The 16,523-nt window shown below is 31.0% G+C and carries 14 protein-coding genes; 4 read left to right on the forward strand and 10 right to left on the reverse strand.

Going from position 1 to position 16,523, the window contains the following annotated elements; genetic code table 11:
- Positions 1–86: 86 nt before the first annotated feature.
- Positions 87–1,322, reverse strand: coding sequence for an ABC transporter permease (locus B2989_RS14290; protein ID WP_292949784.1), 1,236 nt, complete (start codon positions 1,320–1,322; stop codon positions 87–89).
- Between the two features lie 8 nt (positions 1,323–1,330).
- Between B2989_RS14290 and B2989_RS14295 the strand changes: the two genes are divergently transcribed.
- Complete coding sequence (locus B2989_RS14295) at positions 1,331–2,602, forward strand: exo-beta-N-acetylmuramidase NamZ family protein (protein WP_292949786.1); 1,272 nt, start codon at positions 1,331–1,333, stop codon at positions 2,600–2,602.
- A 3-nt stretch (positions 2,603–2,605) separates the two neighbouring features.
- Here the strand turns inward: B2989_RS14295 and B2989_RS14300 are convergent, their stop codons facing one another.
- Positions 2,606–3,586: a hypothetical protein gene (locus tag B2989_RS14300; RefSeq protein ID WP_292949788.1), complete on the reverse strand. Its 981-nt coding sequence runs from the start codon at positions 3,584–3,586 to the stop codon at positions 2,606–2,608.
- Positions 3,587–3,893: 307 nt separating this feature from the next.
- Positions 3,894–4,388: a YkgJ family cysteine cluster protein gene (locus B2989_RS14305; RefSeq protein ID WP_191100435.1), complete on the reverse strand. Its 495-nt coding sequence runs from the start codon at positions 4,386–4,388 to the stop codon at positions 3,894–3,896.
- Between the two features lie 21 nt (positions 4,389–4,409).
- On the opposite strand from B2989_RS14305, the gene B2989_RS14310 reads away from it, so the two are divergent.
- Entirely contained in the window at positions 4,410–5,108 is a 699-nt protein-coding gene (locus B2989_RS14310; protein ID WP_292949792.1) for a class I SAM-dependent methyltransferase, read from the forward strand.
- Here B2989_RS14310 and B2989_RS14315 read toward each other — a convergent pair.
- The 4 genes from B2989_RS14315 to B2989_RS14330 form a co-directional block, all read right to left on the reverse strand.
- Positions 5,105–5,632 (reverse strand): DUF2059 domain-containing protein, encoded by a 528-nt coding sequence (locus B2989_RS14315; protein WP_292949794.1) that lies wholly within the window; start codon positions 5,630–5,632, stop codon positions 5,105–5,107. The genes B2989_RS14310 and B2989_RS14315 overlap by 4 nt on opposite strands.
- A gap of 33 nt (positions 5,633–5,665) precedes the next feature.
- A complete protein-coding gene (locus B2989_RS14320; RefSeq protein ID WP_292949796.1) occupies positions 5,666–7,288 on the reverse strand; it encodes an amidohydrolase in 1,623 nt (540 codons plus the stop codon).
- A 103-nt stretch (positions 7,289–7,391) separates the two neighbouring features.
- Positions 7,392–9,122 (reverse strand): TonB-dependent receptor, encoded by a 1,731-nt coding sequence (locus tag B2989_RS14325; RefSeq protein WP_292949798.1) that lies wholly within the window; start codon positions 9,120–9,122, stop codon positions 7,392–7,394.
- Between the two features lie 40 nt (positions 9,123–9,162).
- Positions 9,163–12,183, reverse strand: a complete 3,021-nt coding sequence (locus tag B2989_RS14330; protein ID WP_292949800.1) for a tetratricopeptide repeat protein — start codon at positions 12,181–12,183, stop codon at positions 9,163–9,165.
- Between the two features lie 390 nt (positions 12,184–12,573).
- On the opposite strand from B2989_RS14330, the gene B2989_RS14335 reads away from it, so the two are divergent.
- Positions 12,574–13,263 carry a cell division ATP-binding protein FtsE gene (locus tag B2989_RS14335; protein WP_145002607.1) on the forward strand — a complete coding sequence of 230 codons (690 nt, stop codon included), beginning with the start codon at positions 12,574–12,576 and terminating at the stop codon, positions 13,261–13,263.
- Here B2989_RS14335 and B2989_RS14340 read toward each other — a convergent pair.
- Positions 13,253–14,167 carry a hypothetical protein gene (locus B2989_RS14340; protein ID WP_145002610.1) on the reverse strand — a complete coding sequence of 305 codons (915 nt, stop codon included), beginning with the start codon at positions 14,165–14,167 and terminating at the stop codon, positions 13,253–13,255. The two genes, B2989_RS14335 and B2989_RS14340, sit on opposite strands and share 11 nt — an antisense overlap.
- A gap of 157 nt (positions 14,168–14,324) precedes the next feature.
- On the opposite strand from B2989_RS14340, the gene B2989_RS14345 reads away from it, so the two are divergent.
- A complete protein-coding gene (locus B2989_RS14345) occupies positions 14,325–15,260 on the forward strand; it encodes a glycosyltransferase family 2 protein (RefSeq protein ID WP_145002613.1) in 936 nt (311 codons plus the stop codon).
- Here the strand turns inward: B2989_RS14345 and B2989_RS14350 are convergent.
- Both B2989_RS14350 and B2989_RS14355 read right to left on the reverse strand, forming a co-directional pair.
- Positions 15,246–15,668 (reverse strand): sugar 3,4-ketoisomerase, encoded by a 423-nt coding sequence (locus B2989_RS14350; RefSeq protein ID WP_145002616.1) that lies wholly within the window; start codon positions 15,666–15,668, stop codon positions 15,246–15,248. The two genes, B2989_RS14345 and B2989_RS14350, sit on opposite strands and share 15 nt — an antisense overlap.
- Before the next feature lies 1 nt (position 15,669).
- Entirely contained in the window at positions 15,670–16,509 is an 840-nt protein-coding gene (locus tag B2989_RS14355) for a glycosyltransferase family A protein (RefSeq protein ID WP_145002619.1), read from the reverse strand.
- Positions 16,510–16,523: the final 14 nt, after the last annotated feature.

The following is a 16,523-nucleotide window of genomic DNA, read 5'->3' on the forward strand; positions in this document are numbered from 1 at the left end:
GTAGAAACGACATCCTTTTTTGTGCGCGCTTATGCGCAAAAAAGATATAGTGGATGACGCGACCCTTGTGGTAACGCCCAAATTATTTAATCAAAACGTATGGCCTTTACTGGCGAAATTTTTGAAATAATATATGATGGGACTAACAGCATTAACAAGCACAAAATAAAGGTGCCAATGTTTAATGCTATTATGTAACCTATATTAATGTAAACTGGCACTGCAGAGACGTGATAGGTTTTTGGGTCTAATGGGAATAAACCGAAATATTTTTGTAATAATAGTAAACTTAATCCTATTACATTACCCCAAAATAGTCCTTTTAATATTAAATAGGCTGCGTTGTATAAAAATATTTTACGAATGCTATTGTTAGCACTTCCTAAGGCTTTTAGGATACCTATCATTTGGGTACGTTCTAAAATTAAGACTAGCAAAGCTGTGATCATGTTAATACCTGCTACTAATATCATAATCCCAATGATGGCGTAAATGTTATTGTCAAAGATTTTAATCCACTCGAATATAAAAGGATATTCTTTATCAACCGTTTTAGCATTTAATGTAGAAGGTACCTCTTTAAAAATGGCGTCTCCTGTGGCTTCTAAGGTATTATAATCGTCAATAAAAACCTCGAAACGTCCTACTTGGTCGTCCTCCCATTTGTTTAATCGTTGGATTTGTTTGATGTCACCAATCATATATAGTTGGTCCATCTCTTGCAAACCTGAATTGTAAACACCCACAATAGTATAGGTAATTACACGTGGAGGTTTGGTGGTGTCCTCTCTTAAAAAATAGGTGTTTATACGATCGTTTAATTTTAATTGTAATCTATTAACTAGGTATTGCGATATTAAAACATCTGTACTGATATCCTTTGTGTAGTCAGGTAAGCGACCGTCTGTTAAAAATGTTTTAAAATATTGCCAGTCGTAGTCTGCACCTACACCTTTTATAACAACATATTCAAAATCGTTTTCTAATCTAATAATTCCGGATTTAGTTGCAGTACCTTGTATATGCGTTACTTCTGGTACATTTTTAAATGTTGGATAAAAGTCTTGATTGGTAGAGATTGGTCTTATGCTTTCTTGCGAGTTGTTATTATCGTAATTTTGAATAATACTATGACCATTAAAAGCGATTACTTTTTCTCTGATTTTTTGTTGTAAACCAATACCTGTTGCAATAGCGATCATCATTACAATAATACCTAATGCAATTGCTACGATACCAATTTTTATTATTGGTGCCGATATGCTACTTTTATACGCTTTACTATCAATTATGCGTTTAGCTATAAAAAACTCGAAATTCAAACTAGATTATGCGATTTAATGTTTTCAAAAATACAGCTTTATTATTTGTTTTAATACTAATTTCTTGCGCTTCTAAAACGAAAAATAATATAAATGAAATTAATACTGTTTTGGCTAAAACCGAAACTACTTTAAATAACAGCACAACTAAGCCTATTATTGTTGGTGCCAACCAAACCGAAGCGTATTTACCTTTATTAAAAGGGAAACGTGTTGGTATAGTTGCTAATCAAACTAGCGTGATCTTTAAAAATACTTCCTTTAGTAAAACACCAACCTATGATAGTAATACCCATATTGTTGATACTTTACTAGACCTACGTGTTACTGTTAAAAAAGTATTTGCTCCAGAACATGGTTTTAGAGGTACTGCAGATGCTGGCGAAGTGGTTAAAGATGGTATTGATACAAAAACGGGTTTACCTATAATATCATTATACGGAAATAATAAAAAACCTACCGTTGCACAATTACAAGATGTTGATGTTGTTATTTTTGATATTCAAGATGTTGGTGCACGTTTTTACACCTATATATCGTCTTTACATTATGTCATGGAAGCTTGCGCTGAACAAAATAAAACCTTGATTGTTTTAGATAGACCAAATCCAAATGGACATTATATTGATGGTCCAATTTTAGAAAAAGAACATACTAGCTTTGTAGGTATGCATCCTGTACCTGTGGTGCATGGTTTGACTATTGGCGAATATGCACAAATGATTAATGGCGAAAATTGGCTAAACAATGGTGTAAAGTGTAATTTAAAAGTAATTACTATAAAAAATTACAATAGACAAATGGCTTATGACTTACCTATTAAACCTTCTCCAAACTTACCTAATGCTCAGGCTATAAACTTATACCCTAGTTTATGCTTTTTTGAAGGTACTAATGTAAGTGCTGGTCGTGGTACGGATTTGCAGTTCCAGATATATGGTTCGCCTTTTTTACCAAATACAGATTATGCTTTTACGCCTAAATCTAACGAAGGTGCTAAATACCCAAAGCATGAAAACAAAGTATGTCATGGTTATGATTTAAGTAATATTAAACAACAAAGTGGTTTAAACTTAAGCTACTTAATTAATGCTTATAATACCACATCTATAAAATCTGATTTTTTTATTACTAATGGTTTTTTTACAAAACTTGCTGGTACTAAAAAACTGCAACAACAAATTGAAGCAGGTTGGAGTGAGGACAAAATAAAAGCCACTTGGACAAGTGGCTTAAATGATTTTATGGTTAAACGTAAACCTTATTTATTATATCAATAAAGATTAATCTTCGTAAGGTAGACCGTTAGGTCTTAAGTTTTCTTTTCTGTATTCTTCTCTGGTTTGCTTTTCTACAGATCCATCTTGTATAACAGAGATGTTATATTTGACTTCTTTTTTCTCAAGCTTATTGTCTTCTGTCGTCACAGTTTGAACATTTGCAATACGTGCATCTGCTTCTTTTCTTTCTGCTTCAGCAATAGCTCTTAACTCTTCTCTTCTTTTTTCTGCTAATGCTCTTTCTTTTATGGCTTGTTTATTAGCTTCAATTTGTGCTAATTGTCTGTCTGCTTTCTCTCTTTCAGCTTTTGCTCTATTAGCTTCCGCTAAAGCGTGTTCTTGTTTAGATCTAGCTTCAGCTTCCTTTTTGATTAATTCTCTTTGCTCTTGCTCTTTTTGTTTCGCTTCAGCTAAAGCCTGATTTTTTCTAGCTGTATCTTCTGCTGCTCTTTTTATCAACGCTCTTTGTTCTCTTTCTTTAGCTTCAGCAGCTTCTTTGCTTTTATTTGCAACACTAGCTAGACGTGTGTCACTACTTGCATTGTGTCTAGGCTTAATGTTTCTTTTACGTTGCTCGTCATTAGACAAACTGGCTCTTAAAACATCTTCTTCTAAATCTGCAATAGCATCTATTGGCTTAGTAATAGCACCAACTCTGTTTAAAGAAATTGGATACACAGCATCTTCACGATAGGCAACAACGGTATATTGTCCTACTTCAAAATGGTGTAATGGAATTTTTGCTTCCTTACTATCTAGATCCATTAAAACAGACTCTTTTTGAGAATGATATAAGAAACTAAATCTATAGATAGATGAGCTACTTTTAAGTATAATAGTATCTCCTGTTCTGTTTAGTACATGAACAAGTCCTGCTTTGGTTGCATTTACATTTTCAACTATAGTTGTTTTAACTTGCGAAAATACCGAAGTACTTAGCATTAACATTAAGAATAGTAGGAATGTTATTTTTTGCCTAATCATAATATAAATTTTATATAGTTACGCTAAAAATCAGTTATAAGGGAGACCAAATGTATTATGAAATTGGGATATTACATACAAATCTGAACATAATTTATCTATAATTAGCCGAACTACATAAAATAGTCGACGAATAGTTAATTTATCTGATTATCAATGATTTAAAGCTTTAACCGCTAATTAATTATGAGATATTCAATAAATATACCAAGATTGTAAGTTTTTACTATTTTTTTAAAACAAAGTCAATAAACTTCTCAAAAAACACAAATCGATTATGACTTGATTAAATAAAAAAAAACTCGTATTAATATTTAATTCGTTTTTTCATCTCTTCCACTATATTAAAAGCAGCAGGACAAATAGCTACGTTTTTTAAAGTCAAATTAGATATTTGCTGAAACTTTTTACGGTCAGTATGCGGAAACTCTGAACAGGCTTTTGGACGCACATCGTATATTGAACAGTAGTTATCTGCTCCTAAAAAGGTACAAGGTACTGATTGTAATACATAGTCATTCTCTTCATCCAGACGCAAATAGTTATCTATAAATTGCTGTGGTTTTTGCTTAAAATGTTTAGCAATACGTTGGATGTCTTTATCTGTAAATAATGGTCCAGTAGTTTTACAACAATTAGCACACGTTAAACAATCAGTTTTTTTAAACTCGTTATCATGCAACTCTTGCATTAAGTAATCTAATTGCTTTGGTGCTTTCTTTTTTAGCTTAGTAAAAAAGGTTTTATTTTCCTTATGCTTATCTTTGGCAAGCTTTGGAAGACCATTTAAAAATTGTTCCATAGTGCAAAAATAGTATTTTAAATGAAAGACCTTTTCGGAAAAGCATTATTAGATTACCAAAATGGTAATTATACAGAAGACTTAATAACGTCTACTAACATATCTGACGAAGATGAGTTACCACTACCTTATCTTTTCAGGGATTATCAAGACATGCCAAAATTAGAACAAAAAGCATTGCAACTATCTAAAGGACTGACATTAGATGTAGGATGTGGTTCTGGAAGTCATAGTTTATACTTACAAGACCAAGGACTAAACGTCAAAGCAATTGACATCTCTAAAGGTGCTGTTGAAGTAAGTCACGCTAGAGGTGTAAAACAGGTTGCACACCTTGCGCTTTTAGATGAAACTGAAACTTTTGATACAATTCTATTATTAATGAATGGTACTGGTATTTTTGAAACCTTAAATCAGGTAGCAATGTATTTATCGCATTTAAAAACATTATTAAATACAGGTGGTCAAATTTTAATAGACTCTAGCGACATAAAGTATATGTACTTAGATGAAGATGGTGGATTTTGGCAAGATATGAATGCTAATTATTATGGCGAATTAGATTATTTTTTAAGTTATAAAGGAGAAGCTGAATTACCAATGAAGTGGTTATATTTAGATTTTAAGTTGCTGCAAAAAGCATGCGAAACTTCTGGTTTAAAATGCGAAATGCTCGCTGAAGGCGAGCATTATGACTATTTAGCAAAGCTATTTATTTAGATATCGTATCCTTTTTCTGATAATTTGGCTATCATATTTTTATATAAATCACCACTCCACATTACAGAAATATCACTCATTGAGGCGTTCATGGAGTCTTGAGAGCTTACAATTTTTTGACCTGTATCGCTTTGATAAAATTCTTTTAAAATTATTTTATCACCTTCTGTTAAGGCTTCAGGCTTAAACATATTTTTACCTGCTTTTGTTTTATATAGCGCATTCATATTTTTTACATCATTATGTGTAAAATGAGCTTTGTAAGCAGATACTATCATTACAGCTAAATCATCCATTGCATCAGGTTTAACTTTTTTTAGATCTTTCCATACAGCTGCTGGTACGTCTTGAGACTTAAATTGTTCTTCTAACATTGTAAACATTTGGTCAATAACGCCTTCATAATAAGTCATTGTTCCGTTGCTTTGTATGCACGTTTTAACATCTTTACTATACTGATCATTTTGAGCAATACTTACTGTACCTATTGCTAAAAAGCACACTAATGCGATAATTTTTTTCATTTTAAAATTGTTTAAGTTATTATAAAATAGCAACTACTGTGCCACTCCATTAATGTACGTTTGATTTACTTTGATATTAGGGATTTCTTTCTCTTCGATAGTCATTATATTATTATCTAAGATAATAAAATCCGCAAATTTACCAGCTTCAATACTTCCTTTTTCTTCTTCTTCAAAATTAGCATAAGCAGCCCAAATAGTCATCCCTTTTAAGGTCTCTTCTCTTGTTAATCCATTGTCTTTATTAAAACCGCCTGCTGGAAATTGGTTTACATCTTGACGAGATACTGCTGCGTAAAAGGTTAAAAACGGACTTACTTGCTCTACCGGAAAGTCTGTCCCTAAGGCTAATCTTCCGCTTTTTTCTAGTAAGGTTTTATAGGCATAAGCACCTTTAATACGGTCTTTTCCTAAACGGTCTTCTGCCCAATACATATCACTTGTTGCATGCGTTGGTTGTATGGAAGGTATGATGTTTTCGTTTTTAAAATAGTCAAAATCATTATCTGTGATAATTTGAGCATGCTCTACTCTCCAACGTCTGTTAGTTAGATCTTTTAAGGTTTTTTGATAAGTCTGTAAAACAAATCTGTTAGCTGAATCTCCAATAGCATGAGTATTCATTTGGTATCCTGCTTTTGCTATTTGCTCAGCTAAATTAATAAAAGCATCAGTACCAATAACTAATGCACCAAAATGATCATGTTGGTCTGAATATTCTTGTTTTAAAGCTGCTCCTCTAGAACCTAAAGCTCCATCTGCATACACTTTTACAGATTGCACATTTAATCTGTCTGTTTTAATTTTTCCTTTTGATAGGTAATACTCTAAGTTTTCTTTTTTATTGCTAATCATAGCATACATGCGCATATCTAATGTTCCTGCTTGTTGTAGACTATCAATTAATTGAATGACTTGTTTGTCCAAACCAGCATCAGACACTGTTGTCAAACCTAACTCTGTACATATTTTATGTGCTTCAAGCAAAGCGTCAATTTGTTGTTGTTTTGTAGGTTCCGGAAAAATAGCCTCAACCAATTCCATTGGATTATCAATTAATACTCCTGTAAGTTGGCCATCTTTCTTTAAAATTTCGCCTCCTTCAATTGTTGTATTAACATCTATTTTAGCTAAATCTAAAGCTGCTTGATTACATAACATAGCATGACCATCTATTCTAGTTAGAGCCACAGGTGTATCTGGATATAATTTATCCAATAATGCTTTATTTGGGTAAGTTTTGTCGTCCCAATCGTTTTGATCCCAACCTCTACCAATAATAAAATTAGATGGTCGGTTATTATGAAAATCGATAACACGTTTCATTACCTCATCAAAACTTTTAGTATCTCTAAGATTTACTTGTAATTGGTTTAAACCTAAACCGTAAAAGTGGCAATGCGCATCGATAAAACCAGGCAAAATGGTTTGTCCTTTAGCATCAATTGTATTGATAGCTTTATATTTTTTATTAATATCATTAGTTGTACCAACTGCTACAAATTTACCATCTTTAATGGCAAAAGCTTCAGCATTGTTAAAATCTGCATCAACAGTATAAACTGTTCCGTTGGTAATGATAGTATCGACTTCAATTTTATCTGAAGCACAGGATACTATAATTAAGAATAATAATAAAACTTTGGTGATTCTCATTTTTAATATTTTTTGTAAATATAAACATAAAAAAAAAGCCTCAAAGAGAGGCTTTTAATTTAAAATATTAGGTAGTTTAAACCTATAAATGAATTATTTAATTTTACTGAAAATCAAATTTATAAGTTGCTCCTGCAAGAAACTGTATACCTTGAACAGGTGTGTTTTGCCATTTAGTATACTCCTCTCCTACAATATTATTAGCTTTAGCAAATACTGAAAAACGGTCATTTATATGATAACCAACATGAGCATTAGCATCAAAATAACTATCTAAGGTTACAATACCTGAGTTTGGACTAATCAAGTTAGGAATATTAAATTGATCCTTACGCTCACCTACAAAAAACAAATTAGCTCCTGCAAACCATTGATCGGTTATTTGATAATCTAAAAAGACAGATGCTGTTAAATCTGGTAAATTCCAAGCTTCCATTTGGTTAGTAACATCATACGAAAAATACTCACCTTTAATACCTAAAGTAAAGTTACGGTTTATGTCTACATTTAATTCTCCAGCAAAACTAAAAGTAGTCACATCGTCATAAACTAAACTAAACGAGTTGCCAAATGTATATGGCTCTGAGGTTGTTGTAATATCATTGTTTGTGTAAAGTGCTTTATTTTTTTCTGAATAATAATTTCCGCTAACCGAGTAACTCATTGTATTAGATAGCTTACCTTTTATTCCTGCAAATGCCTTATACTGTTGGTCTGTTGGCGCTATAAAAAGATTTGGTGAGACAAATGGATTTTCTTGAGCAAAATCATAATACGAATTTTGATTTAATCCTCCTGTTACTCCTCCAAAAGCAATTAAAACCTCATCCACCAACCTGTAACTTGCTGCTATATTTGGATAGATAAAAAACTTACTTTTACTTGCTTCAGTATCATTTAAATACACAGCTTTAACACCTAAGTCTACAGTTAAGTCGTCTTGTTTTAATTGAAAAGTTGGTGCTAAACCAATCTGAAAGTTACCATAGTTAATCTGATTAGGATCTGCATAAGCCTTATCAAAACTACCACCAATGTAATCTGTAAACACTTCAATATCTATATCATTATCCTGAATATTAATTGTACCAATTGCATTAGCTTTAAATCTATTTTCTCCTGACCCAAAATTATCTCCGAAGCGTCTATATAAAACACTTCCTGAAGACACAATAGCATCTTCAAAAGTAATATCTCCTCCAACATAGCCATTAATAAAACTATGACCAACATCTAAGCTATCTGCTGTTGCTTGATTAAATAATGGTTGTTGTAAGCCATACCAATTATACGTTTGGTATTGAAAACCACCTAAAGCAGTCCAGCTATAATCACGATCTTTTTTAGTATATGTTAAATTAAGCTTTGAATCTGAAAATCCACTATCTGTCAATACGTTTTCTATATCGCCTTGTGACGAGTGATGTCCTACATATGCACTAAAAATCTGATCTCGACCTATGGCATGATTAAGATACGCTTCTCCAACTATTGTGGTATACGTACCAACGCCTAAAGTTGCATAGTTATCGTACAACTTAACTTTTTTTGCTTTATCTACAACTGCTGCTTTTCCTTTTGCAGGCGTAAAAGTAGAAGCTACAGGAAATGAAAAAATGTTATACTTTACTTCTTTTTTAGTTGCAGTCTCAGTATCGTCTAATGTTGGTGTTTCTTTAACTTTAAAAGCGTCAGAAATACTAGGCGTATACGGTTTAACAACATCTATTACTCCTGTTTGAATGGTATCACCTTCTCTTTCTTGTGCAAAAGCGAAGACAGTGATTAATAGTGATGCTATCGTTAAAATGATTTGCTTTTTTGTACTAAACATAATTTATATTTATGAATTACGATTGTGTCGATTGCTGTTATTAGTCTTCAGATATTACTGAAGAGTTTGTTTTAGCTTCTTCTGTTTTAATTTTATTCAATTCGGTTTGTGCTTCTGTTTTAACATCTTCAAAATTGCTAAAATTTTTGATAACACTTTCTAAAATGTATGTCGCTTGAAACGCGTCACCTAAGGCATAAAAATTCTTAGCCATTACGACTAAACCTTTAGCTCCATAATATTTATAACCGGAATAATCTTTAGCTAAACGTTGTGTCACTTGGTTAGACTCTGCGTATAAACCATCTTTATTTTTAAAATATGCATTATAGTATAGTGCTTCTGCTGCAGTTTCACCAGTTGCAAACGTTTCGACTTGTGCATAAGCTGCTCTTGCTTTAGCAGCATCGTTAGTTTTAATTGCCGAACGTGCAATAATAACATGCGCATCACTTCTAATTTTGTTATCTAAATTACCATTACCTAGCACTTTTTCCGCGTAAGCGACCGCTTGATTATAGTTATTTAATTGATAATTAGATTGCATTAAATTAGACTGAGCAAATAAACTGTTTTGCGGAAAGTTTGCTTCTGCCTCTAAACGTTTTAAGGTTGGTATTGCTGCATTCCAATCTTTTTTATCTAACTGAATTTGAGATAAGCGCAATAAGGCTTCTTCTGAAAATTCGCTTTGAGATTTACCGACTACATAAGCATAATGAGGCTCTGCATTAGATTTTAAATCTTTTTTAAAGTACAATTGCGCTAAGTAAAAATGAGCTTGAGTGGCATGTAATCCATTAGAAAACTGATTTAAATACCCATTAAATTGCTTTATGGCATCATTTACGTTTTCGTCTAAATATTGTTTTTCTGCTGCTTGATACGTTGCGTTGTCTAAATCTGCGTCTGTAACCTCTACAAAATCTAAAGTTCTAACCCAAGATGCATACTCATCCACTTTACCTAAATCTATATAAATTAGTCTTGCTGTTGCTACTGCTTGATTAGCTTCTGGTGTACATGGATAGTCCTTGGCAACAGCCTTAAAGGTTGTTAATGCTTGTTGGTTTTGACTCGCGTTATAATAGACTAAACCTTGACGTAATTGAGCCTTGCTTGTAAATGGACTTGTACTATATTCTTTTTTTATCTGACTGTAAATAGCAATTGCTTTAGCATCTTTACCTGCTTTTACGTAGCTATTACCTAAAGCATACATAGCATCATCACGTAATTTTGATGTTGGGTATTTTGCAATAAATTGTTCTAATTGATTTGTTTGATCACCTTCTTTACCAATGTAACCGTAGCTCATCGCTTTTTGAAAATACGCATAGTCATTTTCTATTTTACCTACTTGCATCGCTTTGTCATAAGCAGCTATAGCTTCATTATATCTACTAGACACAAAATATCCATCTGCCAAACGTAAATAGGCATCGTTTAACCTAACTTTATCGGTTTGATTTTTTTGAATAAATTGATTAAAAAACACTGTTGATTGATCGTAGTTTTTTTGCTTAAAATACGTGTAAGCTATATTGTAATCTAAGTTTTCAAATTCCTTTGTTGACGAAGCTTCACCTTGTTGTTTAAATTGTTTAAATCCAATTAAGGCATCTTCGTAGTTGGTTAGATTATAATCTGTTTCGGCTTTCCAAAATGTTGCTCTTGCAGTAAATTTTTGATTTTGTTGTTCTTTCAAAGATTTATCAAAAAGGGTTTCTGCCTCTTGGTATTTACTTTCGTTATACAATTCTAACCCTCTGTAAAACGCTACTTTTTGTAACGCAACTTTACTCTCAAAACTATTTTTATTTTTCAATAACTCTAAAGCTTCCTTGTAGTTTTTAGAGGTAATGTACGAGTCTATTAGTAATACCTCTACCTCATCTTTGTATTGTGTGTCTGGATATTTATCTAAATAACCTGTTAGTATTTGAGGTACCGATTGATAAGCGTTACCAATTTCGTAACTAATTTTAGCGTAGTTTAACCAAGCGTCTTCTTGGATTTTTAAATCGTAATCCATTTGAGAGGCGTTTCTAAAAGCATTTAACGCTTCTTGTTTTTTGCCTACATTAACATAGCTTTCTCCTAAATGATAGTAAGCATTTTGAGCTACACTATTATCTGCACTTACAATTTTGTTAAATTCTGAAATGGCTTTATCATAATCTTTTTGCTTGTAGTAAGCGTAACCTAATTGGTAATAATCTGTATTACTCCATTTTCCTTTTTTACCTTTATATTGGGTTAGGTATGGAATAGCTTCGTCATATTTTTTTAAGTTGAAATAACTTTCACCTATAATTTTATTTAATTCTGAAACTTCGTCTCTATCACTAGTCTCTAGTTTAGATTTAGCTAGCTCTATTGCTTTATCAAATTTCCCTAATTTGAAGTTTAAATCAGCCTGATAATAACTTAGTTTTTCTTTATATTTTTCTTCTTGACCAACTTGTTCAAAATACTTATTAGCTCCATCATAATCATCACCTTCATAGGACATAAAACCTAAATAATATTTAGCCTGAGAACCGTACTTTTGAGAGGTCTCTACACGTGTTAAATACTTTTTAGCATCTTTATAGTTTTTAGTTGTAAATGAAGCATAACCATTATTAAAGTTATAAGATTCCTTATCTGCTTTGGACAGTCCATTCTCGTCTACTTTTGCATACCACTTTTGAGCATAGGCGTATTTACCATTAGCAAAGTAATATTCTGCAACATCTAAAAATGCTGTATTTTTTTTTGTACTGGTTGGATAATCTTCTACAAAACGCTCCATTAAAACATCAGCATTTTGCTGATTTAATCTTATGGCTGCATTTGCAATATAAAACGCGCAATTACTTTTTACGTTTTGGTCATTGGTCTCTTTTTTAATCTGACTAAACAAATTTTGAGAGGCTAAATATTGCTGACTGTTATAAAGCTGTAACGCTTTTTGATAATCGCCTAGACTATTGGTATAAACTGCAGTTTCTTGTCCAAGTAACTGGAAACAAAAGACTATGGTAATGAAAAATGTAAGCTGTTTTTTTACTAACATTGATACTATTTTTAAATTCAAAATCAAAGATAAATTAATCTATATCTCTAACGATAGATTTAACTAATAATTATAAACCGACTTATATATTATCAAAAAAAGGTAGATTTAATTATTCTATATTTACAGTCTTATTTAAAACAATCCCATAAATGTCTATCAAGAATAAATTACAACATTTAATAACTAATCATGCAGGACTTTTAGTTAATAGTTATTCTTTATCGAAGACCAATTCAATACCAATATAAAGTCTGTTTTTTAATCATTAATTGCCTACGGAAACAATAGTAGATTTTGTTTTCCATTTTTCCCATTAATTGTTTACTTTGTCATCAATAATATTTGGTCTTACAAAGACGTTATTACTTCAAAAAAATAAACCTTTTTATGTCAAACGCTGTCTTAGAATTAAAAAACGCCTCTATTTTTCAGGGTGAAAGTCTAATCCTTTCTGAAGTTAATTTAGAAGTTAAAAAAGGAGAGTTTGTTTATCTAATTGGTAAAACAGGTTCTGGTAAAAGTAGTTTTATGAAAACCTTATATGGTGATTTAAAATTATCACAAGGTGAAGGACATATTGTTGAGTTTGACTTACCGTCTTTAAAGGAAAAAGACATTCCGTTTTTACGAAGAAAACTAGGTATTGTTTTCCAAGATTTTAAATTATTGACTGACCGTACCATTAATGACAATTTACTATTTGTACTAAAAGCAACAGGTTGGAAGGATAAAACTAAAATGAATGAGCGTGTCGCTTCTGTTTTAGACAAAGTTGACATGAAAACTAAAGGTTTTAAATTTCCGCATGAATTGTCTGGAGGAGAGCAACAACGTATTGCAATTGCACGTGCGTTGCTAAATGATCCTGAATTAATTTTAGCAGATGAGCCTACTGGTAATCTTGACCCACAAACTAGTATTGAGGTCATGGAAGTATTACAAGACATTAATAAAAATGGTAACACAATCTTAATGGCTACTCATGATTATGCTTTACTTTTAAAATACCCAAGTAAAACATTAAAATGTGACGATAACAGAATTTTTGAAGTGGTACAGCGTAAGACTACTGTATAATTTGGTTTAAAATTACTGTACATTTTTTAGCACCTTTAACATTAAGGTGATTAGCATCAAAAAAATCTGAATCATCAAATCGGTTATCTTCAAACAAGTTGATATACGTTGTATTACTATTACCTAATGCTAAAGCATCTGCTGTATCGTAAATTTTAGCTACTTTTTTAGAATTTACTAAATTTACATATCTATAATTAACTGGTAAACTTACTAAATACACGTTAATATCTCTAGACTGACATTGCTTGATAATTTCTTGGATCCTTTTGGTGTTTTGAGTAAAATCTAACAATCCATCTTCATGGTTTATAGTAACCCGTTTGGCAAAACCATCTAAATCTTTAGTACTATTTTCAACTAAATTAGTTGTAATAAATCCATGAGTATCACTAGTTACTAAAGTACCGTTTTTAAAATAATCTCTGACATATTTAATAGTTTTGGATAGTTTGTGTACTAATGCAAGACTATGTTGTTTTAAATCATATTTAGAGATCAAAGGAATGGTTAATCCCATGTGGTTTTTATAAAAATACTTTCGCCATTTTAAGTCTAACTTATCATCTACCTCACTTAGCGTTGTATAAGCAACAGTTAAAATAATGTTTTTTAGTTTAGGAAAACTATCCACATGTTTTTCAAACAATAACTTATCAAAATATATAGATTGGCTAACATTAGAAATATTAAAGGTTGGTCTGTCAAAACCTTTAGGATCTATTCCATAAAAAGCATGAGAATCCCCAAAAACTAGTGTTTCTATATTACCATATTGCGTTTGTATTTGCTTGTTTTTGTATGAATAATTATTTGGAACATACCTATAAAAACATTCTATAGCAATAAAAACTAAGAGTAATGGAATGGTAAAAAGTAATGCGTTTTTAAAAAAAGAATTCATTAATTAAATAATAATATCATTTGTAAATATATCACTTTGAAAATTATCAACTTGTCTATTTATAAATCTATATTAATGCTTAGATTTGAAAAACTGCTACAGCATATTAAAACTGTAGGTCCATAACAAACCAAATAACCAAAATTTAATAATTATAATGTCTTTTTTTTCTGTAATTATACCGCTTTATAACAAGGAAAAATATGTTTTAAAAACTATTACATCTGTTTTACAACAAAGTTTTCAAAATTTTGATATTGTAATAGTCGATGATGGCAGTACCGATCAAAGCTTAGCAATAGTTAAGAGTCTAAATAATGACAAAATAACAGTCATCCAACAAGAAAATCAAGGCGCATCCATAGCAAGAAACACTGCTATTGCAGCCTCAAACGGAAGCTATATAGCCACATTAGACGCTGACGATATTTGGGATAAAAACCATCTATTACAACTAAAAAAATGCATAGACACTTGTCCTGAAGCTGTACTATTTTGTACCAATTATAATATTAAGCGTCATGATGGATTTATAACTAAATCTAAATTTAATTTTGAATATGACAATAGTTGCTTGATAATTAACGACTTTTTTAAAGCTAACATTATTAATTTTATTCCTACTTCATCTTCCGTTGCTTTTAAGAAACAGGACTTTTTAAAAGTTAATGGATATAATACTAAATTAAGAACAGGTCAGGATATTGATTTGTGGATTAAATTTGGTTTAATTGGCAAAATCGCTTTTAACCCAAAAATAACGATGCTATATAACTTCTTTGATCAATCTAGTTTATCAAATAGTGATTATAATGAGGACAGATATTTACTAATTAATAATTATAAGAATGAAGCACAAAACAACGCTTCATTAAAAAAGTATTTAGACATAAATAGATATGCATTAGTCATTCGTTATAAATTATTAGACCAACCAATTGACGCTAAAAAAGTAAAGCAAGACATCGATTTTAAAAATTTAAACTATAAACAAAAAGTCCTTGTAAATTGTCCTTCCTCTATTTTAATTGGATTAAAAAAGCTTCATAGTTTTTTAATAAAAAATAACATTTACTTATCAGCTTTTAAGTAATTCAAATTCGCTATAATCTCTAACATAATCCTCTTCATTGTAAACCTCTGATGCTAAGACTAAACATACTGCTCCTGAAGAAAAATTTTCAAGTTCTCTCCAAATACCTGGTACAATCATCAACCCTTTATTAGGCTTATTTAAACTGACTGTTTTAGTGTTTTTACCATCTTTTAAAATCACATCAAAACTACCACTTAAGGGTATCAAAAACTGAAATAAAGCTTTATGAGCATGACCTCCTCTATAAGCATCACTAGGTACATCGTATAAATAATACACGCGTTTGATATCAAATGGAACGCAATCTTTTTCTATAACTGACAAATTACCACGTCCTTCTTCATCAGTGATTTTAGGTATTTCTATAATAGATACTGCGTTTACAGTCGTTGATTTTAATTTCATTTTAAGACTTTTCAATTCCTAATTTAACTAGATTTTTATAAGTTGAAATTCCTTTTAAACCTACTTTAAATTTTTTAATAATTTGATTTGTTTTTATTGCACCTTGCTTATGTACAATGTATAAATATTTACATAGTTTTAAGTATCCCAATACACCAGAATATTTGTAATATAAGGCACTTCTGGCATATACTAATTTGTCATTTCCAGAGTCTTTGCCTGAACTAAAAAACGGATGCGACAATATTACCTTGGGCTCAAATATAGTCTGCATTTTTAATTTTAAAGCCTCTCGCATAAAAATATATTCGTCTGCGGTTTCAAAAGTGGACCCTAATCCAAAATTGACATTAAAAAGTAGGCTGTTTTGCTTTATTAATTTAGTGTTAAACGTAATCACTACAGAATTAACTTCTTTAATGGACTCTAAATCATGACACTTAACTTGAGGATAATTTTTAAATAAATTACCTTCAAAATCTTCCATTTTAAAAGTTATAATAGCTGCATTAGGATTACTATTATATGCTTCTAAAATAATTTTATCAAAATCTGGTTTAAATTTAACATCATCGTCTACAATTAAACATAACTGACCAATCGTATTTTTTATTGCCATGTTTCGGCTTTTAGCCAAACCTTTTTCAAAACTATTTATCACTCTAATATTATCCACAGTCGACTCCAAAATGTGAGATTGATCTGTTTGATTAATTATCAGGATGTTATAGTTTTTAAAAGAACTATTTGGAAACATATTTGATAGAAAATCCATAGATGTCTGAAACATAGTTGCTACTAACAACTCTAATTTTACATCTTTCTTTTTGGCATTGCCCATTAACTTCTATCTTT

Origin of the sequence: Olleya sp. UBA1516 (assembly GCF_002323495.1) — a bacterium.
Lineage (GTDB): Bacteria > Bacteroidota > Bacteroidia > Flavobacteriales > Flavobacteriaceae > Olleya.

Bases quoted from the DNA above. Each gene is read 5' to 3' on its own strand.
- B2989_RS14295 (WP_292949786.1), top strand. From the start codon at position 1,331: ATGCGATTTAATGTTTTCAAAAATACAGCTTTATTATTTGTTTTAATA.
- B2989_RS14300 (WP_292949788.1), bottom strand. From the start codon at position 3,586: ATGATTAGGCAAAAAATAACATTCCTACTATTCTTAATGTTAATGCTA.
- B2989_RS14305 (WP_191100435.1), bottom strand. From the start codon at position 4,388: ATGGAACAATTTTTAAATGGTCTTCCAAAGCTTGCCAAAGATAAGCAT.
- B2989_RS14310 (WP_292949792.1), top strand. From the start codon at position 4,410: ATGAAAGACCTTTTCGGAAAAGCATTATTAGATTACCAAAATGGTAAT.
- B2989_RS14315 (WP_292949794.1), bottom strand. From the start codon at position 5,632: ATGAAAAAAATTATCGCATTAGTGTGCTTTTTAGCAATAGGTACAGTA.
- B2989_RS14320 (WP_292949796.1), bottom strand. From the start codon at position 7,288: ATGAGAATCACCAAAGTTTTATTATTATTCTTAATTATAGTATCCTGT.
- B2989_RS14325 (WP_292949798.1), bottom strand. From the start codon at position 9,122: ATGTTTAGTACAAAAAAGCAAATCATTTTAACGATAGCATCACTATTA.
- B2989_RS14330 (WP_292949800.1), bottom strand. From the start codon at position 12,183: ATGTTAGTAAAAAAACAGCTTACATTTTTCATTACCATAGTCTTTTGT.
- B2989_RS14335 (WP_145002607.1), top strand. From the start codon at position 12,574: ATGTCAAACGCTGTCTTAGAATTAAAAAACGCCTCTATTTTTCAGGGT.
- B2989_RS14340 (WP_145002610.1), bottom strand. From the start codon at position 14,167: ATGAATTCTTTTTTTAAAAACGCATTACTTTTTACCATTCCATTACTC.
- B2989_RS14345 (WP_145002613.1), top strand. From the start codon at position 14,325: ATGTCTTTTTTTTCTGTAATTATACCGCTTTATAACAAGGAAAAATAT.
- B2989_RS14350 (WP_145002616.1), bottom strand. From the start codon at position 15,668: ATGAAATTAAAATCAACGACTGTAAACGCAGTATCTATTATAGAAATA.
- B2989_RS14355 (WP_145002619.1), bottom strand. From the start codon at position 16,509: ATGGGCAATGCCAAAAAGAAAGATGTAAAATTAGAGTTGTTAGTAGCA.